This is a genomic window from Fusobacterium ulcerans (assembly GCF_003019675.1).
GTDB classification, from domain to species: domain Bacteria; phylum Fusobacteriota; class Fusobacteriia; order Fusobacteriales; family Fusobacteriaceae; genus Fusobacterium_A; species Fusobacterium_A ulcerans.
Genome location: NZ_CP028105.1, coordinates 2,659,913 through 2,679,712, shown reverse-complemented (window position 1 = coordinate 2,679,712; position 19,800 = coordinate 2,659,913). Strand labels below are relative to the sequence as shown.

Annotated in this window: 28 protein-coding genes; all 28 read right to left on the bottom strand. The window is 28.6% G+C overall.

Annotated features, from left to right (window positions below; genetic code table 11):
- Window positions 1-233 precede the first annotated feature (233 nt).
- The 28 genes from C4N20_RS12480 to C4N20_RS12350 all read right to left on the bottom strand — a co-directional run bounded on the left by C4N20_RS12480 (window position 234) and on the right by C4N20_RS12350 (window position 19,737).
- Window positions 234-509: a hypothetical protein gene (locus C4N20_RS12480; RefSeq protein ID WP_005976843.1), complete on the bottom strand. Its 276-nt coding sequence runs from the start codon at window positions 507-509 to the stop codon at window positions 234-236.
- A 17-nt stretch (window positions 510-526) separates the two neighbouring features.
- The gene (locus C4N20_RS12475) at window positions 527-790 is read right to left on the bottom strand and encodes a hypothetical protein (protein WP_005976841.1); all 264 of its coding nucleotides are present in this window, start codon (window positions 788-790) and stop codon (window positions 527-529) included.
- Between the two features lie 77 nt (window positions 791-867).
- Complete coding sequence (locus C4N20_RS12470; protein WP_005976840.1) at window positions 868-1,422, bottom strand: hypothetical protein; 555 nt, start codon at window positions 1,420-1,422, stop codon at window positions 868-870.
- Between the two features lie 200 nt (window positions 1,423-1,622).
- On the bottom strand, window positions 1,623-1,832 hold the full coding sequence (locus tag C4N20_RS16865; protein ID WP_425268522.1) for a gp53-like domain-containing protein: 210 nt from the start codon (window positions 1,830-1,832) through the stop codon (window positions 1,623-1,625).
- Between the two features lie 47 nt (window positions 1,833-1,879).
- Window positions 1,880-2,110, bottom strand: a complete 231-nt coding sequence (locus C4N20_RS12465; RefSeq protein WP_040490632.1) for a hypothetical protein — start codon at window positions 2,108-2,110, stop codon at window positions 1,880-1,882.
- Window positions 2,111-2,146: 36 nt separating this feature from the next.
- Window positions 2,147-3,244 carry a phage tail-collar fiber domain-containing protein gene (locus tag C4N20_RS12460; RefSeq protein ID WP_005976838.1) on the bottom strand — a complete coding sequence of 366 codons (1,098 nt, stop codon included), beginning with the start codon at window positions 3,242-3,244 and terminating at the stop codon, window positions 2,147-2,149.
- A complete protein-coding gene (locus tag C4N20_RS12455; RefSeq protein WP_005976836.1) occupies window positions 3,234-3,833 on the bottom strand; it encodes a DUF2313 domain-containing protein in 600 nt (199 codons plus the stop codon). The genes C4N20_RS12460 and C4N20_RS12455 overlap by 11 nt, the downstream gene beginning before the upstream one ends.
- Window positions 3,826-4,917, bottom strand: a complete 1,092-nt coding sequence (locus tag C4N20_RS12450) for a baseplate J/gp47 family protein (RefSeq protein WP_005976834.1) — start codon at window positions 4,915-4,917, stop codon at window positions 3,826-3,828. The genes C4N20_RS12455 and C4N20_RS12450 overlap by 8 nt, the downstream gene beginning before the upstream one ends.
- The gene (locus C4N20_RS12445) at window positions 4,910-5,362 is read right to left on the bottom strand and encodes a DUF2634 domain-containing protein (protein ID WP_005976832.1); all 453 of its coding nucleotides are present in this window, start codon (window positions 5,360-5,362) and stop codon (window positions 4,910-4,912) included. Before C4N20_RS12445 ends, C4N20_RS12450 begins: the two co-directional genes overlap by 8 nt.
- Window positions 5,362-5,793, bottom strand: coding sequence for a DUF2577 family protein (locus C4N20_RS12440; RefSeq protein ID WP_005976830.1), 432 nt, complete (start codon window positions 5,791-5,793; stop codon window positions 5,362-5,364). The genes C4N20_RS12445 and C4N20_RS12440 overlap by 1 nt, the downstream gene beginning before the upstream one ends.
- Entirely contained in the window at window positions 5,783-6,733 is a 951-nt protein-coding gene (locus C4N20_RS12435) for an XkdQ/YqbQ family protein (protein WP_005976828.1), read from the bottom strand. The genes C4N20_RS12440 and C4N20_RS12435 overlap by 11 nt, the downstream gene beginning before the upstream one ends.
- Before the next feature lie 9 nt (window positions 6,734-6,742).
- Complete coding sequence (locus C4N20_RS12430; protein WP_005976826.1) at window positions 6,743-7,165, bottom strand: hypothetical protein; 423 nt, start codon at window positions 7,163-7,165, stop codon at window positions 6,743-6,745.
- Entirely contained in the window at window positions 7,150-7,494 is a 345-nt protein-coding gene (locus tag C4N20_RS12425) for a hypothetical protein (protein ID WP_106878591.1), read from the bottom strand. Before C4N20_RS12425 ends, C4N20_RS12430 begins: the two co-directional genes overlap by 16 nt.
- 10 nt (window positions 7,495-7,504) lie before the next feature.
- The gene (locus tag C4N20_RS12420) at window positions 7,505-9,643 is read right to left on the bottom strand and encodes a hypothetical protein (protein ID WP_005976822.1); all 2,139 of its coding nucleotides are present in this window, start codon (window positions 9,641-9,643) and stop codon (window positions 7,505-7,507) included.
- A 199-nt stretch (window positions 9,644-9,842) separates the two neighbouring features.
- Window positions 9,843-10,286: a hypothetical protein gene (locus tag C4N20_RS12415; RefSeq protein ID WP_005976820.1), complete on the bottom strand. Its 444-nt coding sequence runs from the start codon at window positions 10,284-10,286 to the stop codon at window positions 9,843-9,845.
- 39 nt (window positions 10,287-10,325) lie between these two features.
- Entirely contained in the window at window positions 10,326-10,736 is a 411-nt protein-coding gene (locus C4N20_RS12410; RefSeq protein WP_005976819.1) for a hypothetical protein, read from the bottom strand.
- Between the two features lie 10 nt (window positions 10,737-10,746).
- Window positions 10,747-11,838: a phage tail sheath C-terminal domain-containing protein gene (locus C4N20_RS12405; protein ID WP_005976818.1), complete on the bottom strand. Its 1,092-nt coding sequence runs from the start codon at window positions 11,836-11,838 to the stop codon at window positions 10,747-10,749.
- A 1-nt stretch (window position 11,839) separates the two neighbouring features.
- Entirely contained in the window at window positions 11,840-12,283 is a 444-nt protein-coding gene (locus C4N20_RS12400) for a phage tail terminator family protein (protein WP_005976817.1), read from the bottom strand.
- A gap of 9 nt (window positions 12,284-12,292) precedes the next feature.
- The gene (locus tag C4N20_RS12395) at window positions 12,293-12,700 is read right to left on the bottom strand and encodes an HK97 gp10 family phage protein (RefSeq protein ID WP_005976816.1); all 408 of its coding nucleotides are present in this window, start codon (window positions 12,698-12,700) and stop codon (window positions 12,293-12,295) included.
- A 3-nt stretch (window positions 12,701-12,703) separates the two neighbouring features.
- Window positions 12,704-13,036, bottom strand: a complete 333-nt coding sequence (locus C4N20_RS12390; protein WP_005976815.1) for a head-tail adaptor protein — start codon at window positions 13,034-13,036, stop codon at window positions 12,704-12,706.
- Window positions 13,037-13,318, bottom strand: coding sequence for a head-tail connector protein (locus C4N20_RS12385; protein WP_005976814.1), 282 nt, complete (start codon window positions 13,316-13,318; stop codon window positions 13,037-13,039).
- Window positions 13,319-13,330: 12 nt separating this feature from the next.
- Window positions 13,331-14,482 (bottom strand): phage major capsid protein, encoded by a 1,152-nt coding sequence (locus C4N20_RS12380; protein WP_005976813.1) that lies wholly within the window; start codon window positions 14,480-14,482, stop codon window positions 13,331-13,333.
- Window positions 14,483-15,241: a head maturation protease, ClpP-related gene (locus C4N20_RS12375; protein ID WP_005976812.1), complete on the bottom strand. Its 759-nt coding sequence runs from the start codon at window positions 15,239-15,241 to the stop codon at window positions 14,483-14,485.
- Window positions 15,210-16,484: a phage portal protein gene (locus C4N20_RS12370; RefSeq protein ID WP_005976811.1), complete on the bottom strand. Its 1,275-nt coding sequence runs from the start codon at window positions 16,482-16,484 to the stop codon at window positions 15,210-15,212. Before C4N20_RS12370 ends, C4N20_RS12375 begins: the two co-directional genes overlap by 32 nt.
- Entirely contained in the window at window positions 16,481-18,196 is a 1,716-nt protein-coding gene (locus tag C4N20_RS12365; RefSeq protein WP_005976810.1) for a terminase large subunit, read from the bottom strand. The genes C4N20_RS12370 and C4N20_RS12365 overlap by 4 nt, the downstream gene beginning before the upstream one ends.
- A gap of 1 nt (window position 18,197) precedes the next feature.
- Complete coding sequence (locus tag C4N20_RS12360; RefSeq protein ID WP_005976809.1) at window positions 18,198-18,653, bottom strand: P27 family phage terminase small subunit; 456 nt, start codon at window positions 18,651-18,653, stop codon at window positions 18,198-18,200.
- Window positions 18,654-18,766: 113 nt separating this feature from the next.
- Window positions 18,767-19,198 (bottom strand): HNH endonuclease, encoded by a 432-nt coding sequence (locus C4N20_RS12355; protein ID WP_005976808.1) that lies wholly within the window; start codon window positions 19,196-19,198, stop codon window positions 18,767-18,769.
- Window positions 19,198-19,737 (bottom strand): hypothetical protein, encoded by a 540-nt coding sequence (locus tag C4N20_RS12350; protein WP_005976807.1) that lies wholly within the window; start codon window positions 19,735-19,737, stop codon window positions 19,198-19,200. Before C4N20_RS12350 ends, C4N20_RS12355 begins: the two co-directional genes overlap by 1 nt.
- Window positions 19,738-19,800: the final 63 nt, after the last annotated feature.

Sequence of the window (19,800 nt, the reverse complement as noted above, 5' to 3'; positions counted from 1 at the left end):
TATATTATATCATATCAATCAACTATTTTAATTACAAAATAAAAATATAAAAGTCATATATTCCTTTATTATGAGATTATTTTATATAAAAAAAACAGGGAACTAATTTTCCCTGCTTTAAAATTTAAATAAATCTCTTATACTATTTGCTCTTCTATAAATTTTTAATTGAAACAACTTTTTTTTATGGTTGATAGGATCTATTTTAAATTCCATCCAGTTATTTCTAACTGTTATTCCTTTAAACCCAAATCAACTTTTAATTTTTCTGTCTCTTCTTTTATTTGCTCATTTGAAGCAATACTTTTATCTCCTAAATATTCCTTACCACGAAGACCTTGTTCAAAGCTATCAAGTTTGTCAGCAAGTTCTTTTTTTAATTTTTCTGGCAATTTATCTCCAACTTCTTTTCCAATCTTCCATACACGTGGATTAGGTAATATCCATCCTAATATAAAAGCACCTAATATACCCCAAAACTCTATATTATTTATAAAAAATTCTTTCATTTTACTCCTCCTATTTTTTATTTTCTTTTAAATACTGCTTTTTCTAAATTTCTTGTTCTTTCTTCTACCTTAGCGATTCTTTCAGATGAAGCAGCTATATTTTTTTGTATTTCTTCTAAAACTTTTCTATTTATTTTCCTATCTTCTCTATCATTTTCTCTATCTTGTATATCTAATTTTCTATTCTCTCTATCTAAATAGATTAAATACCCAACTAATAGACCTAATATTCCATATTTTGAAACAAGGGTATTAAGAATTTCTGCAATTATGTTTTCCATGATTATCCCCTTTATTTTTAATATTTTTAATATTTATTTTTCATTACATTGGAATTCTCCCCTTATTTCATATTTTTTTATTTAGTTAGATAAATAGGATCACTTGCTATTTTATCTATTTCTTCTTTTAATAAATTCATCTTTTCTTCTAAAATTGCAATTTCTTCTATTGCAGAAAATTTTATATTTTCTAGATCTGATTTTTCTTTTTCTAAAGAAGCGTATTCTAATAACTTATTTTTTCTAATTTCTACTAATTCTTCTTTTTTTATAGAATCATACCAAATAAGCTGCTTTTTATCCCAAGTAGGTCTATAATATTTTAAATTCTCATCATACTTTATTTCCTTAATCTCATTATTCTCTATATACTCCCCATTTATTAATAAATCTTCCTCTCCTAACAAGAGTATCTTTTCTTCTCTTGTCATTTCTCTTATTTCTCTCTTTGCTTCATCATACAAAGGATTTTGAACTGCTGTATCTTTTTCTACAACTATGCAATCTTCTATGTTTAGCTCTGGATGATCTAAAAATAAATTTCCTCCCATTACTGTATTTACTTCTTCTTGCAACAAATTAACTGTAAATAATTCTTTTGATATTTTTTCTTTTGAATACACTCTGAACATTTTTTTACCTCCTGATTATTTTTTTATCTTTTTATCCTTAAAATATCTACACTAATTTCCAAATCTAACAGAAAATTTGATTTTCTTAGAAATTAAAAAGCTAGTATTTTCAAGGCATTCACACTTTTATCTTTAAAGAGGGAAAAGGGAATTTTGTCTATCCCCTATTCATAACCACCTAATTAAATAATTCTCTAAACTTAATACCCTATAGCAAAATACATAAAAAAATCGGCAACAGGTGCTTCAGTTAAAAAAATAAAGCCAGTTTTATCCATAGAATCTGTTTCTATAGCTTGTTTGTTTATTCCACCACTTGTGTAATCTGTAAGGAATACTCCTAGACATTTGTTAGGAAAAGGTTTATCAAATAAAACTCGGGCTTCATGTTTAGCTGCAACATCTTTAATTTTTATTATTATTTTATTGTTTAAATTATTAATTGTAAATAAATTCTCTAATCCTGTTCTATAACAAGATAATTAAATTGGGGAGAATAATCTGAAGAAGATTGAAGAACAATTATTCCAAAACCGGAAGTATTTATACTATAAAGTTTTATTTTAGTTGTAGATAAAGTTGCAACAGAGTAAATTTCTTCTCCCACTATTACTAAAGGAGGTTTTTTATATGTTTTTTTGAAAGAAATAGCTATCTTTTGTCCAGAATAAGCTTTATTTATTCCCAACTTCCCAACTTCAATAATTTTAAATAAATTCTCTAATTATATTCTTAGTACATATACTGATATAACCATAGTATTTGTAGAAAAGCCTGTTTGTCTATCTACCAATATATTATCTGTATTTATATTTAGAGAAAATGAAAATGGTTGTTTAATATCTGCAGAATAAAAACCAGATAATTCCAATCCAGAAATTGCTTTAGAAGTAAATATTTTTGTTCTAGTGTAACTGTAATCACCTAGATAAAATCCCATATTAACAAAAACAATATCATTTTCTATAAGTTTTTTTGTAAAAGTCATAGGAGTTTTAAATTTAAATTCTGTCGGTTCCAATGCCCAAAAACCTTTTAGATTCTCTAATTTGTCAGAATTTGATTTATTAGATATATTTAGGAAATTAACTGTTTCATTTGCTGTGCTACTTGTAGTATTTAAACATTCAAATACTCCTTTTACCCTACTATCTAAGTATACATATCCTTTTGTTTTTGTACCTATATTATCTAAATATAATAAATTAGGGTCAAAATTTAGTCCTGCATTTCCTTGTAATGCTTTAACTATATTTTCTCCTGTATTCATACTATTTATAAGCGTTCCAGCTACCATCTTTGAGTTAATTTTATTCCTAATATCATTTAATGTAATATTGTACCCAGTTTCAAAGTCTGCAATACTATCATCTACATATTTTTTATCTGCAAGTAATCCTTGCCCTGTAAAATTTATAATAATTGTTTCTACATTTGTAACCTCTAAAAATAGATTATACCTATGTTTAGATGGAACATTCTTATTATCTAAGTAAGATGGATTGTCCTTATTTATATACCAGTATAATTTTTCTTCTGCTCCATCTTGTACATATACTCCTAGTTCCTTAACATAAAATCCTATTTCTTGATCTAAATTATTTAAAAGAATTTGAAGCTTTACTGCATTCTCCACTTGTTCTTTTGCTAATATTTCTACCTCTTTTTTATAAGAATAAAGATTTGTAGTAGTTGCCCCTGTTTGACTAGCAGGAATACTTCCATTCCCTACTCTTACCTTTGTTAGTGTCACTGGTTTATTTTCAGCTGTCATTCTAGCTTGATATTCTATTCCAAAATTTGTTAATCCATTATATCCCATGTTCTTCTTCTACCTCCATCCAAATGCTTTCTTTATAATTTGCTCTTAATATTATTTCTTTTTCTCTTTCTATAAAATCCTGTTCTATTTCCTCTGTTCCATAACAATTTTGATAAATATTCGCCTTTAATTGTTCAGTAAAAGTTAAATCAAACCATAAATGTGCTGGTTTAGCCTCATCCAGAGAATTTTTCAAACCTCTTAAATCATAATCAGCATTTATTGTACTTAAAAATTCTACTTCTAAATTTCCATCTATAAATTTTACTTCTACAGTATCAGCTTGCCATGTTTCTGCTATAATCTGCAATAGTTCAAGATCACATTTTCCAGAAGTTTTCCACCTTGCTTCTATTTCTAATCTTTTTCCCTCTAAGGTATCGCTTTTAGTCTTATAGTCTAATTCTTTCTCTAATTTTTTTACTCTTTCATGCGACATTGTTGAAAAAAGAAATTCTTTTTCTATTAACCTTATTTTATTTTCAATTTTATCTAATTGAAGTCCAGCATTTTGCATATTTGCTTTAATATATTCATCTTTTCTAAATATTTTATGTAAATTATTTAAAAGAATTTGGCTATTATTCATTTAAAACCACATCCTCTAATACTGCTACTTCCTCTTCTCCTATTAATATATTATTGACTTCATTATTTATTTTTAGTTCACTCCATTCTATTACTCCTGATGTTTCCAATATGGCGTTTGATATTAAAGCATATGAAACATAATCTTTTTTAAATGCAATACTTTGTAAAAATTCAATCACACTTTGCTTTATCCTTTCTTTTAAAATATCCAGCTCTATTCCTTCTTCTTTTTTTAATGTAATTGAAATATTTATTTTTTTTGGTGTTGCAGTTTTTACAGTACAGTATGCCCCTATTGGAGCTTCTCCCATACCACAACCCCATGTATTATTATTTTCACCTTTAGGATCTATATAATTTTGAACTTTTTCTACCAATTCAATACTAGCAGGTTGCTGCATATCATTTATTATTACTACTTTGACTGTATTTTTACCATTCCAAAGAGGAAAAACTTTAGAGTTTCCAACTCCTGATATCTCTCTTGCCCACTGCATATAATGGTATACATTCCCACTTGTAGCAGGCATTTGTACTTTTATGTCATACCTATCTAGTAATGATTCATCAGTTTCTGCATCAAAACCATCATACGTTGCTTTTTCATTTATCACAGATTTTATACCTTGAATTGTAACAGGCATTAAAACAATTGCCTTAGCTCCTACATTTCCAGTTTCTCCTGCTTTTACTGCTTCAATTTTTACATTTCCAACATTGATTATTTCTACTGTTTCAGCTGCTTTAAATTGAACAGCATTTTTAGTTTCAAAGAGATCTCCTTTTGTAATTGTTCCTATTCCTGTTACAGTAACCTCTCCTACTGCATATGTAGCTTCTTTTCTTTTTAATCCTTGCAGTTGAAGTACTCTTTTATCCAATTCACTATTTTTCAATCTATGAATATCAAAGAAATTCCAAAGTTCTTCTATTCTTTTATCATATTCAGCTCCTTGTAAGGCATATGTCTTATTCAAATCATATGTAAAAGTTCCAACTGTTTTTAAATATTCATCTGGCATGCTTTTTAACATTTCTTCTAATATTTGATCTGATGTTCTAGCAGTATAATAATTAGACATTTATTATCACCTCACTTTCAATCTTATCTTCATCTACAATCAGCATTATTGTAATAACCATTTCATTAAAATTTATTTCTATTTCTATATCCTCAACTTTTTTAATAGAGCTATTTTTCTCTATTTTTTCTGTCAATTCATCTTTTATCTGTGCTATTGTAAAGCCTGAACTATAATATTCATGCCCTCGCATAGCATATAAAAAGACTATTCCAAATTCAGTATCTTTATAGACATTAAACTTTTCCATTTCTGTATTAATTAAAAGATAAATCCATTGTTGTAATTGCTGTTTTTTACTTGCAACTACTGTATTTCCATCTTTAACTACTACTTTTTTACTTTCAAAGTCAAATAATATATCTTTATATCCCTCTATTTTGCTTTTATTATCTAATAAACCAGAAGTTTTATTATTTTTTAAACTACTAGGAAAAATACTCATTATTTTTTCTCCTTTATCTTCCTTACTTTAAAATCAACAATCCACATCTGCCCTTTTTCTGTAGGAGTAACCTTTACTAAATCTCCTACTACAAGTGTATCTGTATTTATAAAAGTTCCGTTTGACTTATATTCTCCAGAACCTGAAATAGTTCCATGTTGATTTGTTGCTCCTGAGCCACAGGGTTGGTTTGAAGTTGTTGCATTAATTGTTATACTTTCTATATTTCCATCAAGTTTATATTTTCTTGTATAATCATCAAAAAGTCTGTCATTCATGTACAACATGTGAGGATATAAAATTACTTTTCCATTCATAATTGATATAGTTAGTTCTGGAGGAGCTTTTATTACTCTTCCAACACAAACTTGAAATTGTTTTGGTGGTACAAAGCCTTTCATAATTTTTGCTAATTCATCGCTATTCTTCATATAATTCCACCTCTAAATTAACCAAATGTTCTCCTTTTACCCAAGTATGAGAACAATTTTTTATTAAATATTCTCCTTGTAGAAAAAATTCTTGATTATTTAATTCTATAACTCTTCCTGCCTTGAATTCATCATCTCCAAATCCTTGCAAAGATGCAGTTCTAAACACTTTATTAAGCTCTTTTAATTTAGTTTTCGCAATGTTCCGAACTTTAGCTTCATCTTCATCGGGACTGACTGTTATAACCTCTTGCAAGCTTCCATATCGTTCTATATTAGCTTCATCTTTTGCAATTGCCAATATTTCAACTTCTTCTTGCTCATTTGAAGTTACTATAATACTATTTTTCATTTCTAATATTGATTCTGTCAAACTTTCAGAGCTGGTACTTTTATATCTGAATTGAACATTTACTTTTCTAAAAGGAACTATATTAAATTTATCCTCTGCAAATTCAATGATATATTTTATTCCTAGTTCATCATTTGCTTGCTTTAAAATATCATTTATTATTTCAGCAATAGTATTTGAATTATATATTTTCGTAATAGAAGTTGAAATGTTAGAGACTTCTCCAATATCTGCCCCTATTTCCTTTAATACTTGTTTTATTGCTGTTGAGGCAGATATTTCATCAAATTGTTTTATCACTTTGTTTTTATTTAAATAAAAGCAAAAATCCAAACATTTAATACTTCGATTAAATTTATTTGTAGTAATTTCTAATATAACCCCTTTAAATAACTCTTTTGAATTATTTAATATTACTATATCTCCTACTTCCAATGTTTCTGCTAAAGCATAATTAGGATCATTGAAATTTCTTGCTATATTAAAATTTAATGATGCTCCCAAAGTGTCCATAGAAGTATTTAAAACTATTCCTCCAGTTATATCAGTAATATTTACAGCCTCTTCTTTAATTAAATATAGTTCCATTTCTTCCCCTTATTTATTTACATACTCTTCTAAAGTCATTTCATATGCTATATTTCTATTTAATCTTCTTTTATAATCAAAATCTTTTATTATACATTCCATTACAAAAGTAATCTCAAAACTAACAATAGTTACTTTTAGTACTTCTTTTCTATGTGTTTTTATATATTTTAAAGCTTCTTGAGCTAAAACTACATTGAATGGTAACCAGTAATATCTTTTATATGGAAAAAAACTACTTATTTTTATAGTTCTTAATCCTTCTTCTCCTATCAAAGTAAGATTTTTACCATTACTATTTTCAAATGTTTCTGTATTTAAAGGATTGGAATAAGTTACATTTTCATCTGCTATATATGGGAGTCTGAGTATATCTTTCCTATCAAGTGTAGAAAACCAAATTTCAGTGCTTTTTCCTACCAAAGCCACCATTTCTTTTTTCCTTTATTTTTTTGATTTTTTATTTCTTCCTGAATAACTCCTCTTAAGCTTTCTTCTAAATCTTTTGAAAGTTTAGCATTTAATAAAAAAGTAACTTCTTGTTTATCAGCTTCAAGATCTTCTATATAATTTTTCAATTCTTGATTTTCTTCTTTTAAATTTTTAACATTGATATTTTTTTTATCAGCATACTTTTCTGCTACTTCTACAAATGCCTTTCTACAGTCTTCAATAGAATTTAATTTTTTAAATTGTATTTCAATTCCTAACCTTTTTTTCAACTCATTTACTTCAATTCTTAATATATCTCTTCTATCCATATTTTTCCTCCTATGTAACATTTTGCATATTTACTTTTAAAGCACTTACTATTGCTCCATTTACTTTTTCATTAAAATCATCCATTCCATATATATCTCCCTGCATATACACTTGAACAGCAGGAGTTTTCTTTGTTGATGTTGTCGGAACTTTATTTGATGCCTCTTTTAAAGCTTTTGCTTTATTAAAATTCATACTTTTATCTTCAAATTGTTTTTTAAATGTTTTTGATTGACTAGGCATTTCGGAAGTTGCGATTTTTTGTGCCACATCTTTTTTAGCTTTTTCTTTTACTTCTTCTTCTATTTCTTGTTTTACCTCAACAGTTTTTTGAACATCCTCATCTTTAAAAAGATTTTTAATCCATCCTACTGCTTTTGAAGCTATTTCTATTAACTTTCCAAATGTTTTTATAAGTATAATCAATGGCTTCAGTGGTAAAAGGAGAATTTCAGCCCAGAGAGGCATATTATCAGTAAATTCATTAAAAGCAGTCCAACATTTTATTACAAAAGCTTTTACTAAATCAAAATGAAATGTAAGAAGATATAAAACTCCAATAACAGCAAGAACTGCTGCAATAATCCATGTTAGTGGAGATGCTGTAAGGATAATATTAATTGCTGATATCACTCCAGATAAAATCATTAAGGCTTTTACAACCATATATATACCTGCTGCTGCTCTTAAAAAACTTCCTATGACTTCTTTATTTTCTTTTAAAAAATTATAAGCCTTTGTTCCTAATTCAATTATTTTATTAAAAACAACTGTAAAATCATGTGCTATTTTATTTATAGTTCCATCACTTTGCCATCTTACAAGTGTATCTGCTACTAATTTCATTTTTTCTCTCACTAAATCTAAAACAGATCCAGTTTTTATCAACCCATTTTCCATTCCCAAAATTTGAGCTAATCCCATTGAAATAGATCCTGTAATTGTACTCCATAATCCTTTAATCGTTTTTGAAAGTTTATCAGCTCCACCATCAAACTTGCTTGTCATTACTTCTTCTAAAACTATTTCGAGTTTTTTCTGATCCTTTACTTCACCATTTTTTTTAAATACTTTATTTTTTCCATATTTTATTTGAGCTGCTTCTATCAACATTTCCTTTGAGATTCCAAATTCTTCCATTCCTTGAAATTCATTTTTAGAAAGAATATCTTTTACAGCTGCTGTAGCTTGTTCCATTTCTTTATTTGTAGCTCCAGCAGCATCTGCTATTTTACTTAGCCATTTTTCAGAATCTATTTTATAGGCTTCTAATGTTGCTGTTGCTTTAATTGCTTCTTCTGGAGTAAAAGGTGTTGTAATTGATAAAGTTTGAGCCTTTTTTATTAACTCAGTTGTTCTTTCTGTATCCTTTACAGCTGTTTCAAGTTGAGTTCTGTATGCTTCAAGATTAAATGATGTATTCAATCCTACTCCTATCGCTAAACTTGCTGTTGCCACTGTAAATTGAGCTGCTCTTTTTATGACTGTATCAATTGTTGTTATAAAACTTTTACCCCATTCTTTGATTTTCGCTCTACTTTCTTTTATTTTTTCAGTGTTTTCAGCCATTCCTTTGCTTAGTTCAGATATTCGTTTTCTCTTTTCTCTAGCTGCATCTGAAGTTTCTTTTATTGCTTTTTTTTGTTTTTCTTCTTCTTGTTTCAAGCTTTTAATTTCATCACTATTTTCCACCAGATTTTCAGCCATTCTTTTTAAGTTTTCACTCTGATCTTTTATAGCTGCAATATTATTTCTTCGTTGTTGTTTTAAAGCCTGTAATTCTTTTTGAGCCATTTTATATTGTTCTGAATTAGCTCCATACTGCTTTGCTAAATCAAGCAATTCATTCTGATGATCTTTGATTGATTTTTCAATTTCTATATTAGCTTCTTTAAAATTCTGTATACCTGCAACAGCTTCTTTATATGCGGTATTATTTTCTAAAACCATTTTTTTAGCTTCTTCCATTTGTGCAGCTATTTGCTTTATATTTTCTTTTGCAGCATCAACAGCTTTATCATGCTCTTTTATCTGATCTCTTAAAGCTACTATTTGCTTTTTAGCAGTATTAACGGAGTTTATTGCTGGCTGAATACTCTTTGAAATATTATCAGTAATTGATAATATTGTGTTTATTACTTTTGCCATTACTCCCCTCCAAACATTTTTCCAATTGCTTTTATTTTTTCAACATCATAGTTTACTTGCTGCCTTTTCATTTCGTTCATGCTTTCAATGAAAAACATTTTTTCCATTTCATTAAGTTTTAATAAATAATTTAATTCAAAACCTTTTTGGAGATAATAAGAGATCCATTGTAACTCTCCTGCTCTCTCATCATCTCCTATTAGTTTTTTATAGCTTCAGTAACCTCTTTTCTAGTTTCTATCCCCTTGAATTGATTATTTAGTTCAGAAGCTATTTTTATAACTTCATTTTGTCCAAAAACAACAAGAGGTATATCGTAAAATTCTGTATCAGGATACATATCCCTTACTTCTTTTTCTCTTAAAAAAGAACAACATTTATATATAAATTCACTTGAAACAGCTGCATACTTAGAAAAATCAAAAGATTCAATATTAATTTCTTTTTTTCTTTTTTCTTCATCACTTATTCCTTTATACTCAACATCAATACATGATGCCAAATCATTATTAAATTTTATTAAATCTGACTCTGTAGGTCTAATAAATTCTATTTTTCCAAATCCTTCAACTTCAAGATGAACTACTTTTACTTTATTATTTTCTCTTTCTTTTGCTTTTTTTATAAACTCTTGTAATGTCATATTCTCCTCCTAAAATTGAGGGGATTTTACCCCTCATTATTATTTCATATACTCTACACTTTCAGCTTGCCCTGCTAATTCAACCTCTTTTACTTTTCCTTTTTCAAAATTTATAAATGTTTGAGTATCAAAAGTTACTCCATCACATTTCACTCTACTTTTTTTAGAGCCTGCTATATTAGAATCGGAAATAATTACAGTTATATCCTCATTTAAATTGAACATATCTATTTCTTCTTCTTTTCCAGTACTCTTGTATGTTATGCTTATTTCATTTGTAAAACCAGTTGGAACTCTTATTTTTCCTCCTGAAACATCTGGGTTATCCACTTCTTCATAAGTTATTTTTTTTTCAACTTTTCCTTTTGAAGCAGTTCCTATTTTAGTTCCTCCTATCCACACTTCACCTTTATTACCATTAAAATAATCAGTTCTTTTTGATGTTGCCATTTAGTCCTCCTTACATATAAATAGGGAATTTAAAATCTTCCATAATTCCAGAAATCTTTATATTTGCTTGAAATAATACCTGTGTTGATACTGTCATTTCTTTGACTTTTTCATCACTCCACTCTGCCACTACATCTTCACCATATTTTGAAGCATTTGCAAGCCTTTGAGCTTCAATATCAATCATACTAATATTTTCAAAATTAGGATCTAAAATATAATCTCTTGCAAGTGATTTATAGTAACTATTTATAGCTGATATTAAAAGCATCTGATTATCCAATATATTAGGATATTTACCTTTATATGATTTATCCCATGCTGTATAAATATCGCAATAAATCAAATCCATCTTTTCAACAGTATTAATATGTGTCATTTCAACTGTTAGATCTTGACCTAATGTTGATAAAGAATTTACTGCTCTAGCAACTTTTACAATTCCTTCATCATTAAAAAGTACAAATTCTCCATTTTTAATTGCTGTATCCAATTCCTCTGGCTCTACCACACTTTTAAATTTAGCTAGTTCAAAAGCTATTGCAGACATATTTATTGATATTCCAGCAAGAAAGCCTAAAAGATATGGAATAGCCTTATCTCCTGTTGTTTCTCCTCTTTTATCACTAAAAGTTACTTTTTCATTTGTAAAATTTGTAACATGCATGTCATCTGCTCCAGTAAGTTTAAATCCAAGCATTTTATATCTCTTTTTATTGTTCTTAACTTTTGCTTTTACCCATGTTAATAAACTTGTTTTAAATGTATCATCATTTGTTGCTATCCAGCAATTACGTGGAATTTTACCCCCTATTATTACTAATTTATCTTCTATTTTTTCTTCTTCTCCAATTTTAAATACATAAAGCTTTAAAGGTATTCCTTCAAGGGCATCTTTTACATATAAAACATTTTCAGCTGTGAATTTCGCTTGTTCCTCACTTCCAAAATCTTCTATTGTTTTATAATACTTTTTAGGCTCTCCTTCAGTACTATCTTTTAAAATTAGTACTGCTATCCCTCTTTCCCCTCTTTGAATAGCAGTTACCCCTAAACCTTTAAATACGATATCTAAAACTGGCATTGTATTAGTAGTCGACATATTACTCAATACCTCCTATTTTTATATTTAATTCTTCTATCATTTCATGTTCTTTCTCTGGATAATCTTCAAATATATACATATCAAAATTAAACAGTAATGTTTTATCAACTATATTCATTTGTACCTCTTGAGCCTCTGTGAATAATCCCTCATCCAATTCAATAGTATTATTATCACTAAAAAGTTCAATTAATTTATCTTGAACAGTTAATAAATCTTCGATATAATCATCTTCATCTAGTGGAAAATATACAATTCTTACAGTCAAATTTGTTTCTCTAAATTTTTTCATATAATCAGAAGCTTTCACATTATCAAAGTAGATATAAATACATTTTCTTTCATACCCTTCATCAATATTTTTAGTTTCAATATTAGTATCTGGCATAGCTTCACTTATTTTCTCTTGTAATTTAACTAATATTTTTCTAAAAGTCAGCATATCATTCTCCTAAAAACCATTTTTTTTACATATTTCTTCAATAAATTTCTCTGTGTTCTCTTCAAATTCCTTTTCAAACTCCTTTTTTGCAGTATCAAAAACATATTTTCCAGTAACAAACCCCCTTGATTTTCCAGATTTATCTACTATTTTATGTCCATATTCAATTAAATGTGCATGTGCAGCAGCTGAATAAACTCTATTTGCATAAGCTCCCTGATACTCATAAACTTTTCCATTCTTTATTCCTTTAATATAGTTGCCTGTTTTTTTATTTATCTTCCTTTTAGCTACTTCAATTGTTTTTTTCTGTAATTTTTTTCCTTGCTGTTTAAGAAATGTTTTTCCCTCTGCTCCTTTTAATGCTCCTGCTAGTCCTTCAATGCTAGTTATTAAATCATCATAATCATTTGCCATAATTTACTCCTTTTTCAAGTTTGCAAATACTTCAATATATCCTTTATTATCATAATTTGGAATAATGTATTCTATATTGAATTTTTGTTCCTTAAACATTATAAAATCAGTTTCTGTTATGTCTGTTTTTCTCATTATAATTTTAAAAGCTGCATTAACATACTGTGTATCTGCCTGTCCATTTTGTACTCTTGCAGATAGTGGAATAACATCTGCCCATACTTTTTTTAAAGGAAAAGATGTTTTTTTATTTCCTATATCCGTTTTTATCTTTCCAACTCTAAAAATTTCTATTCTGTTCTTTAATCTGCTTGCTAAAACTTTATTATTTGCCATTTAAACCACTTCTGTCTTTAATCGAGTGTAAATACAACTCAAAGCGTTATTAGGTTTAAATTCAGTATCATTAGAGCTTCTATTTTCGTATCTATCAGCTAGTATCAACATTTGTGCTAAAATATATGTATTAGAATTTCCATTTTCTTCATCAAATTTAACTCCTGTAGAATCTTCTATTTCTTCCTTGCTATAATCAATCAGTAAACTGATGAGAGTATCATCTTCATCAGAATCAACTCTCAAATATTGTTTTGCCTCCTCTAAAGTTAATACTCTCATTTTATCCCTCTCTTATGCTGTTGGTGCTGATGCAGTATCTACTTCTAAAAATACTACAGCATCAGTATCAAACTTTTGTATATCTAATCTTAAAGTTCCTCTTACTTTTGTTAAATCATTTTCAAATGCTCCAGCTCCTACATCTGTTGATTTTAATGTCATTAACTGTCTGTCAAATAATACAACTGCTTCTTTTAAATCTCCAATAATGATAGGAGCTTTAGTTGTATTATTTTTTAATGTCTTATTTGGGTAAACTTCTACTGTTCTTCCAGCTATCATTTTCTTAGTTGGATTTGTAGGATCTTTTTCTAATAAGTAATTTCCATCTGAATCTTTCAATTTGTCTAACCAGTTAAATCCTGTTTGATTAGTAACAACTACAGATCTTTCAGATATTGCAGGATCTAGCTCTTCGTTTAAAACATCTTTTATACCATCTATTCCAGTTATAGCTTTTTTAGTTAATGTATTTAAAAGAGCCACAATTAAACTATTTTCTGTTGCTATCTCTTTTTTAGCAAACCATTTATTTATATATGCTTGTAAATTTGCAGTATTATCTTGTAATAATGTATTAGGAATTGGAAGTATTCCACCATATTTTTTAATAGAATAAGCAATAGGAATCCATTTAGGATTAGCTAAATCTTTTATTTTTCCACTTTCTGCTACTTCTTCAAATGGAGTATTTTCTGCATCCTGTTCTATAACTCTTGTTCCAGTTAAAGTAGTAACACTTTCAGTTGATACCAAGTTTCTCAATGATTTATATTGTCTTTTTAACTCAATAATAGCAGTTCTTTGATCTGCTGGAATTAATAAGCCTCCATCTGCACCTGTAGTAGATGATAAAGCATTTTGTATTATCATCCTATCTTCTAAACTTCCTTTGTTTCTTAAAACATTATAAAAAGCATTTTCGTAAGCTTGCGAATTTATCCCATTTTCTACTGTAGCTGCTACTGGTAATGGCTTTCCTGTTCTAGCTGAATTTTCTATTTCTTCATTTTTCAAAGCTAAATCAAGCTTTGCTTGCAACCCATCAATCTCTGAATTTGCTGCATTTATTTCTTCTATTGTTGCATCATTTTTATTTAATAATAGTGTTGCTTTGCCTTGTGCTGCCTTTAATTGTTGTTTTATTGTATCTGATAGTTTCATTTAGTTACCTCCAAGTTTTAATTTAAGTTTTAATTTTTCTTTTTCAAAATTGACAATCTTACTTTTATCTTGTTCATTTTCAATTTTTGTATTATGAATTTTATCTTTTAGTTGTTCAGGTACATTATGCTTATTAAAATACTCTTCATCTATACAAGCCACTGTTTCAGATGCTTCTCCTACAGTAATATTAAAATATTTAACTGCCTCTGTTCCTGTCAACCAAGTTTCTTTATCCATCAAATTAATAAAAGTTTCTTTCTCTATATCTTCATTTTCTGCTTTTTTCTCCATATAAATATCTGCAATTGTATTATCTGTTTTTTCTAATAATTCTATTGCAGAATGCATATCATTTATATTTCCAAAAGCAATAGTCATAGCTCTGTGAATCATTAAGTAAGCATTTTTAGGTACTATAATAGTATCTCCTGCCATTGCTATAAATGATGCTGCACTTGCTGCTAATCCATCAACATAAACAGTTTTTACTCCAGAATATCTTTTCAACATATTGTATATTGCTATCCCAGCAAAAACACTACCTCCACCTGAATTTATATAGATATCCAGTTCTTTTCCATTCGCTTCATCAAGTAAATCCTTTATTTCTTTAGGAGTAACATCACTATCAGCCCATTTATCACTTTCAATGTCTCCATAGATTAATAATTCTGCCTTTGTCTCGCTTTTATTTTTTAACTCAAAATAACCAGCATTTTTTCCTTTATTTTGTAATTGAATTTTTATTTGTTTCACCCCCTTTATTGTATTGATCTCCTGCTTTTTCAAGAGTTATAGCATTGCCATTACCAATTAACTTATCACCTCCTTCAACATAAGGAAGATTTAATTCTTCTCTAGCTTCATTTGGAGTCATTATAAAGTTCTGAACAAATGTAGAATATACTGTTGCTTTTGTTTGATTATCCATTTTGAATAGTGTATTTTCATTTATTGCTAATCTGTAGCCTTTTTCTAATTCACTATCTCTCATCAATTTATATGTCAATTCTTGTTCATAGGACAGAAATAAAGGCTGTAAAGTATTAACATAAAAATCAAGCTGTTGAGTCTCTGAATTGCTATAAGAAGATTTCGTATAATCATTAACCACATTCGGCTTTATACCAAAAGCTGCTGCTATCTGCAAAGCACTATTTTTATTATTTTCAAAAAACTGTGCATCTGCCAACTTCATATCCAATAGCTGTGCTTGCATTCCAAGTGGTAAAGGTATAAATGCTCCAGAAGTTTTTGATTTAGCAAATTCTTCTATATCTCGCACTAAAGCAATAGCTTTTTCTTTTTTTAATTCTCCAGCATAGTGAACAATCACTTTACTACCAAGAGTTCCACTGTTATATATCTTTTTGAGAAATTTTAAAGAACTTTTTTGAATATTCATTTGAGATCTTATTATGTCTCTAACAGGCATTCCTGCTAATCCATCCCATGACATATGTGTTTTAAAATGTAAAACATCCTCTTTTGAAAAAGAATACTTCATAGATGTCTTTTGATCAGTCCAAACATACCAGATATTATTTTCTTTCCCAAAATATCCTTTATCATCTACCCAAATTTCTACATCTGTACTTGGTAACTGCCAAAGATGGCTAATATCACCTTTATTATCTCTTTCAACATAAATATATGCATTTCCATAATGATTTCTATTTAATTCTAAAGTTTGCCAAAATGTTATTGCAGACATATAGGGATTTGGTCTTATGTTTAAAAGCATATCAAGTTTATTATCAAAGATTTTTTCTTTTCCCTTTTTCTCTGTAATAATCCTTTTTTCCCACTGCATTTTACCAAGTGATTCTGCTAGGTGTTTTAGACATATAAAGTAAATGGTTTCTGATATATCCTGCTGTATCTCCAAATCCTCTTCTTTTATACCAAGTTCCTTTAAATATTCTCCTAACTCTGTCAGATTAAGTGGTGAGCCTCCTTTCAATTGCTTAATACTATTCCAGATTTTCTTTAATTTCATATCTCACCTCCCTCTTTATAGATACTGCTGACTTTATCTAAGTATTCATCCATATCAAATGTAAATTCATGATATTGTGCTAATTTATAGCAGCATAAAGTTGCATCCACAGGGTCAATTCTCTGTTTTGTCATATCTTTATCTATTTTTATCAATCCATTTGTTTGCCTGACTACTGCATTTTTTATCGCATATGTAAGTACTGGATTAGGTAAATAAAGAACATTTTCACTATATACTTGTTCTCTAAATCCTGCTGTAGCTTCATTTAAAGATTTATATGATTGATATACTTCTATACATTCATAACCTTTATTAGATAAATCCATCATCAGTTTAGAAGCATTTGCAGGATCAAAGCATAAAGATTTTATGTTCCATCCCTGCTCTTCACAAAAATCTATAACATATCTCATTACAGCTTCCTGATCCACTATTGGAGTATTGGTAATTGTCACATATCCTCGCTGTACCCAGCTATCATATGGAACCTTATCAACCATTATTCTTTCTCTTAATTTTTCTTCATTTGGTATAAAAGAATGGCTGTACAATACATACTTAGGAACTTCATTATCCATAACAGGTAATATAAACGATACTGAGGTAAGGTCAATTTTTGCTGACATATCAAATCCTACATACACATCAGCTCCTCTCAAATCATAGGGGATTTCTTTTACTTCACAGGCTTCCCATTTATTAATATCCATATATCCATTTACTTTAGCTTGAAGCCATAAGTTTAAACATTTAGTTTTAAAAGACACCATTTTTTCTGGAATATCTTTTGCCACTTTAAAATCTGATGCAAGTTTATCCAGTCCTTCTTGGTAATATGCTCTGATAGGATTTGCTTTTCTCCATGTATCAATACTTGAGATATCATCTTCTTCATCTGCTTCACAAATATCTATAAAATATTCATCATTAACTGTATCAGAATGAGGATTTAAAACATTTGAGCAATATTTATATTCCTGCACATAACAAGGAACATTCAAGTCCATTCCTGCTGTTGTTATGATAAATAGTAAGGGTTCTTTTGAATTGCTTCCTAAACCAAGATCATAGAACTCTGTAGTAGTGTGCTGGTGATATTCATCTAATACTAAGACAGCAGGATTAGTTCCATCTCCATTTTTTCCATCTTGCTTACTTAATGGAGTAAGAAAAGAATTAGTTTTAACATGAACTATCTTATCTCTTGTCAATTTGAATTTAGTTGATAATATACTTCCACGAAGCATATTTTGAGCTTCATTGAAAAGGAGTTTTGATTGTTCTCTTTTAGTTCCTGCACAGAATGTTTCAGCAATTTCATTATTTTTAGTAGCAACTACAGAAATTTCATATAAAAGGCTTCCTGCCTGCATCTGTGTTTTTGCATTTTTTCTAGCTACTTCAACAAATGCTTTTTTAAACCTTCTAACTCCTTTTTTATCTTCCCAACCATAAATTTGACATAAAATGAATTTTTGCCATGCTGTAAGATTGATAGGCTGCCCTGCTAATACTCCTTTTGAATGTTTCAAATAAGTAAACCAAGTTATTATATTTTGAGCTTTTTCTTCATTCCAGACATATCTCCATTCATTTCTCTCTATATCATCTAAAAATCTTTCACAAGCCCATTTATGCTTCTCTCCACTTACTATATTTCCACTTATACAATCTATTGCATATTCAATTAATTCATTCTTAATAGTCATATTAAATATCTCCAAATTCATTCTTTACATTATTTTTATCTATTTGTGTATCTCCAAACATCAGTTTCAGTTTTCCTTCTGCTGTTAATCCTAATAAAGAAGCATATTTTTTAACCTCATCAGAATACTTCAATTCCAATGTAGTCAAGTTATTGATTTCTTTTCCTATTCTAAATTTCAAACCTACTTCTTTAGTTATAGCTGCATACTTCGCCAATGCATTGCAGTAAGCTCCTAGATTGTTATAATCAAGATTATTGAATGTTGGACTTTCTTGTAATTCTTTGACAAGTCTTTTCCATTCATTAATTGCATAGTCATTAATAAGCCATTCTGGAGCTTTCTTTAAATGTTCCTTTCCTATAAATTTCAACTTGGCTTCTTCTAATTCTTTTTGTTTTTGCTGTTCAGTTGTCAAATGCCCTTTTTGAGTTGAGAGAGGTTTCTTTGCTCCCATTTCTTCCCTCCTTTTTTATTTTTATTCAGAAAATTTTCTATTTAGAAATTTGTAAAAACTTCACTAAGGGATGCGGTCTTGGAAGTATTTCCCAAAACTTTTTTATATCCCCCCTACCCCTCCAAATATTTTTCTATATAGAGTCTTTTAAATTTCTTTAGCTCTTGCTGTACTTCTTTTATATCTTCAATGTTATATCTGTGATGAACTTCTCTATGTGCTTCATCAGATAAAGGAATAAGATTTTCTATGTCATATGCTTTGCTATGATCAGTATTAATTTCTATGATATGATGTATCATAGTTGCTGGAACAGCTTTACCATACTTGAATAATGTATATAGGCAAAGATTATCATAGTTGCTTAGGCATTCTTTTCTTATAAGTTCCCACTGTTTAGAATGATATATATCTTTGTTCTTTCTCTGATATTTATCATAGAACTTATTACTTTCTTTCTTAGCTTTAACATAGCAACCATTAGGACATTGCATTCCTACTGGATATTTAGTTCTACATCTATTGCATATCTTATTAATTGCCACTATTCCTCCTTCAAATAATCTTCAGCTTCTCTCTTTTTGAACTCTAAGTCTATCCTCTTCATTTCAAGTTCTGCTTTCTTTAACTCAACATCAATTTTAATTTTTTCTATCTCTGCTTTTTCTTTATCTCCAAGTACATTCTCAATACTTCTTTTAAGTCCAAGCATTGTTTGTATTCGTGGTACTCTTGTTGATATAGCTGCTTCAAGCTTTCCATCTACAATCACTTCTTCTGCACCATAAGCATCATCAATCAAATTTTGAATCTGATTAATTTCTCTACGAGCTGAATCATTTATTCTATCTTCAATTTCTTTTTTTCTTTTTTCTACTTCATCTGCATAGCACTCATAAGCATGTGCAACTCTACTTCCTTTAATCCAAGCATCTCCTTTTAACTCACTTTTCTCTTTTCTTTTTTTCAAAGTGTTGTATGATACTTTATAGATAAAAGATAAGCTTTTTAAATCTTCACCATATTCATATCTCATACGGATTTCAAATTCTTTACTTTTTGTTAATGCTGCTATCTCTCTCACCTCCTCCTAAAAGATAAAAAAGATATAATATTGAAAAGATATAAAAACTATGTAATTAACTGT

Excerpts from the sequence above, each read along its gene's own strand:
- C4N20_RS12480 (WP_005976843.1), bottom strand. The coding sequence starts at position 509 with ATGAAAGAATTTTTTATAAATAATATAGAGTTTTGGGGTATATTAGGT.
- C4N20_RS12475 (WP_005976841.1), bottom strand. The coding sequence starts at position 790 with ATGGAAAACATAATTGCAGAAATTCTTAATACCCTTGTTTCAAAATAT.
- C4N20_RS12470 (WP_005976840.1), bottom strand. The coding sequence starts at position 1,422 with ATGTTCAGAGTGTATTCAAAAGAAAAAATATCAAAAGAATTATTTACA.
- C4N20_RS12460 (WP_005976838.1), bottom strand. The coding sequence starts at position 3,244 with ATGGGATATAATGGATTAACAAATTTTGGAATAGAATATCAAGCTAGA.
- C4N20_RS12455 (WP_005976836.1), bottom strand. The coding sequence starts at position 3,833 with ATGAATAATAGCCAAATTCTTTTAAATAATTTACATAAAATATTTAGA.
- C4N20_RS12450 (WP_005976834.1), bottom strand. The coding sequence starts at position 4,917 with ATGTCTAATTATTATACTGCTAGAACATCAGATCAAATATTAGAAGAA.
- C4N20_RS12445 (WP_005976832.1), bottom strand. The coding sequence starts at position 5,362 with ATGAGTATTTTTCCTAGTAGTTTAAAAAATAATAAAACTTCTGGTTTA.
- C4N20_RS12440 (WP_005976830.1), bottom strand. The coding sequence starts at position 5,793 with ATGAAGAATAGCGATGAATTAGCAAAAATTATGAAAGGCTTTGTACCA.
- C4N20_RS12435 (WP_005976828.1), bottom strand. The coding sequence starts at position 6,733 with ATGGAACTATATTTAATTAAAGAAGAGGCTGTAAATATTACTGATATA.
- C4N20_RS12430 (WP_005976826.1), bottom strand. The coding sequence starts at position 7,165 with ATGGTGGCTTTGGTAGGAAAAAGCACTGAAATTTGGTTTTCTACACTT.
- C4N20_RS12425 (WP_106878591.1), bottom strand. The coding sequence starts at position 7,494 with ATGGATAGAAGAGATATATTAAGAATTGAAGTAAATGAGTTGAAAAAA.
- C4N20_RS12420 (WP_005976822.1), bottom strand. The coding sequence starts at position 9,643 with ATGGCAAAAGTAATAAACACAATATTATCAATTACTGATAATATTTCA.
- C4N20_RS12415 (WP_005976820.1), bottom strand. The coding sequence starts at position 10,286 with ATGACATTACAAGAGTTTATAAAAAAAGCAAAAGAAAGAGAAAATAAT.
- C4N20_RS12410 (WP_005976819.1), bottom strand. The coding sequence starts at position 10,736 with ATGGCAACATCAAAAAGAACTGATTATTTTAATGGTAATAAAGGTGAA.
- C4N20_RS12405 (WP_005976818.1), bottom strand. The coding sequence starts at position 11,838 with ATGTCGACTACTAATACAATGCCAGTTTTAGATATCGTATTTAAAGGT.
- C4N20_RS12400 (WP_005976817.1), bottom strand. The coding sequence starts at position 12,283 with ATGCTGACTTTTAGAAAAATATTAGTTAAATTACAAGAGAAAATAAGT.
- C4N20_RS12395 (WP_005976816.1), bottom strand. The coding sequence starts at position 12,700 with ATGGCAAATGATTATGATGATTTAATAACTAGCATTGAAGGACTAGCA.
- C4N20_RS12390 (WP_005976815.1), bottom strand. The coding sequence starts at position 13,036 with ATGGCAAATAATAAAGTTTTAGCAAGCAGATTAAAGAACAGAATAGAA.
- C4N20_RS12385 (WP_005976814.1), bottom strand. The coding sequence starts at position 13,318 with ATGAGAGTATTAACTTTAGAGGAGGCAAAACAATATTTGAGAGTTGAT.
- C4N20_RS12380 (WP_005976813.1), bottom strand. The coding sequence starts at position 14,482 with ATGAAACTATCAGATACAATAAAACAACAATTAAAGGCAGCACAAGGC.
- C4N20_RS12370 (WP_005976811.1), bottom strand. The coding sequence starts at position 16,484 with ATGAAATTAAAGAAAATCTGGAATAGTATTAAGCAATTGAAAGGAGGC.
- C4N20_RS12365 (WP_005976810.1), bottom strand. The coding sequence starts at position 18,196 with ATGACTATTAAGAATGAATTAATTGAATATGCAATAGATTGTATAAGT.
- C4N20_RS12360 (WP_005976809.1), bottom strand. The coding sequence starts at position 18,653 with ATGGGAGCAAAGAAACCTCTCTCAACTCAAAAAGGGCATTTGACAACT.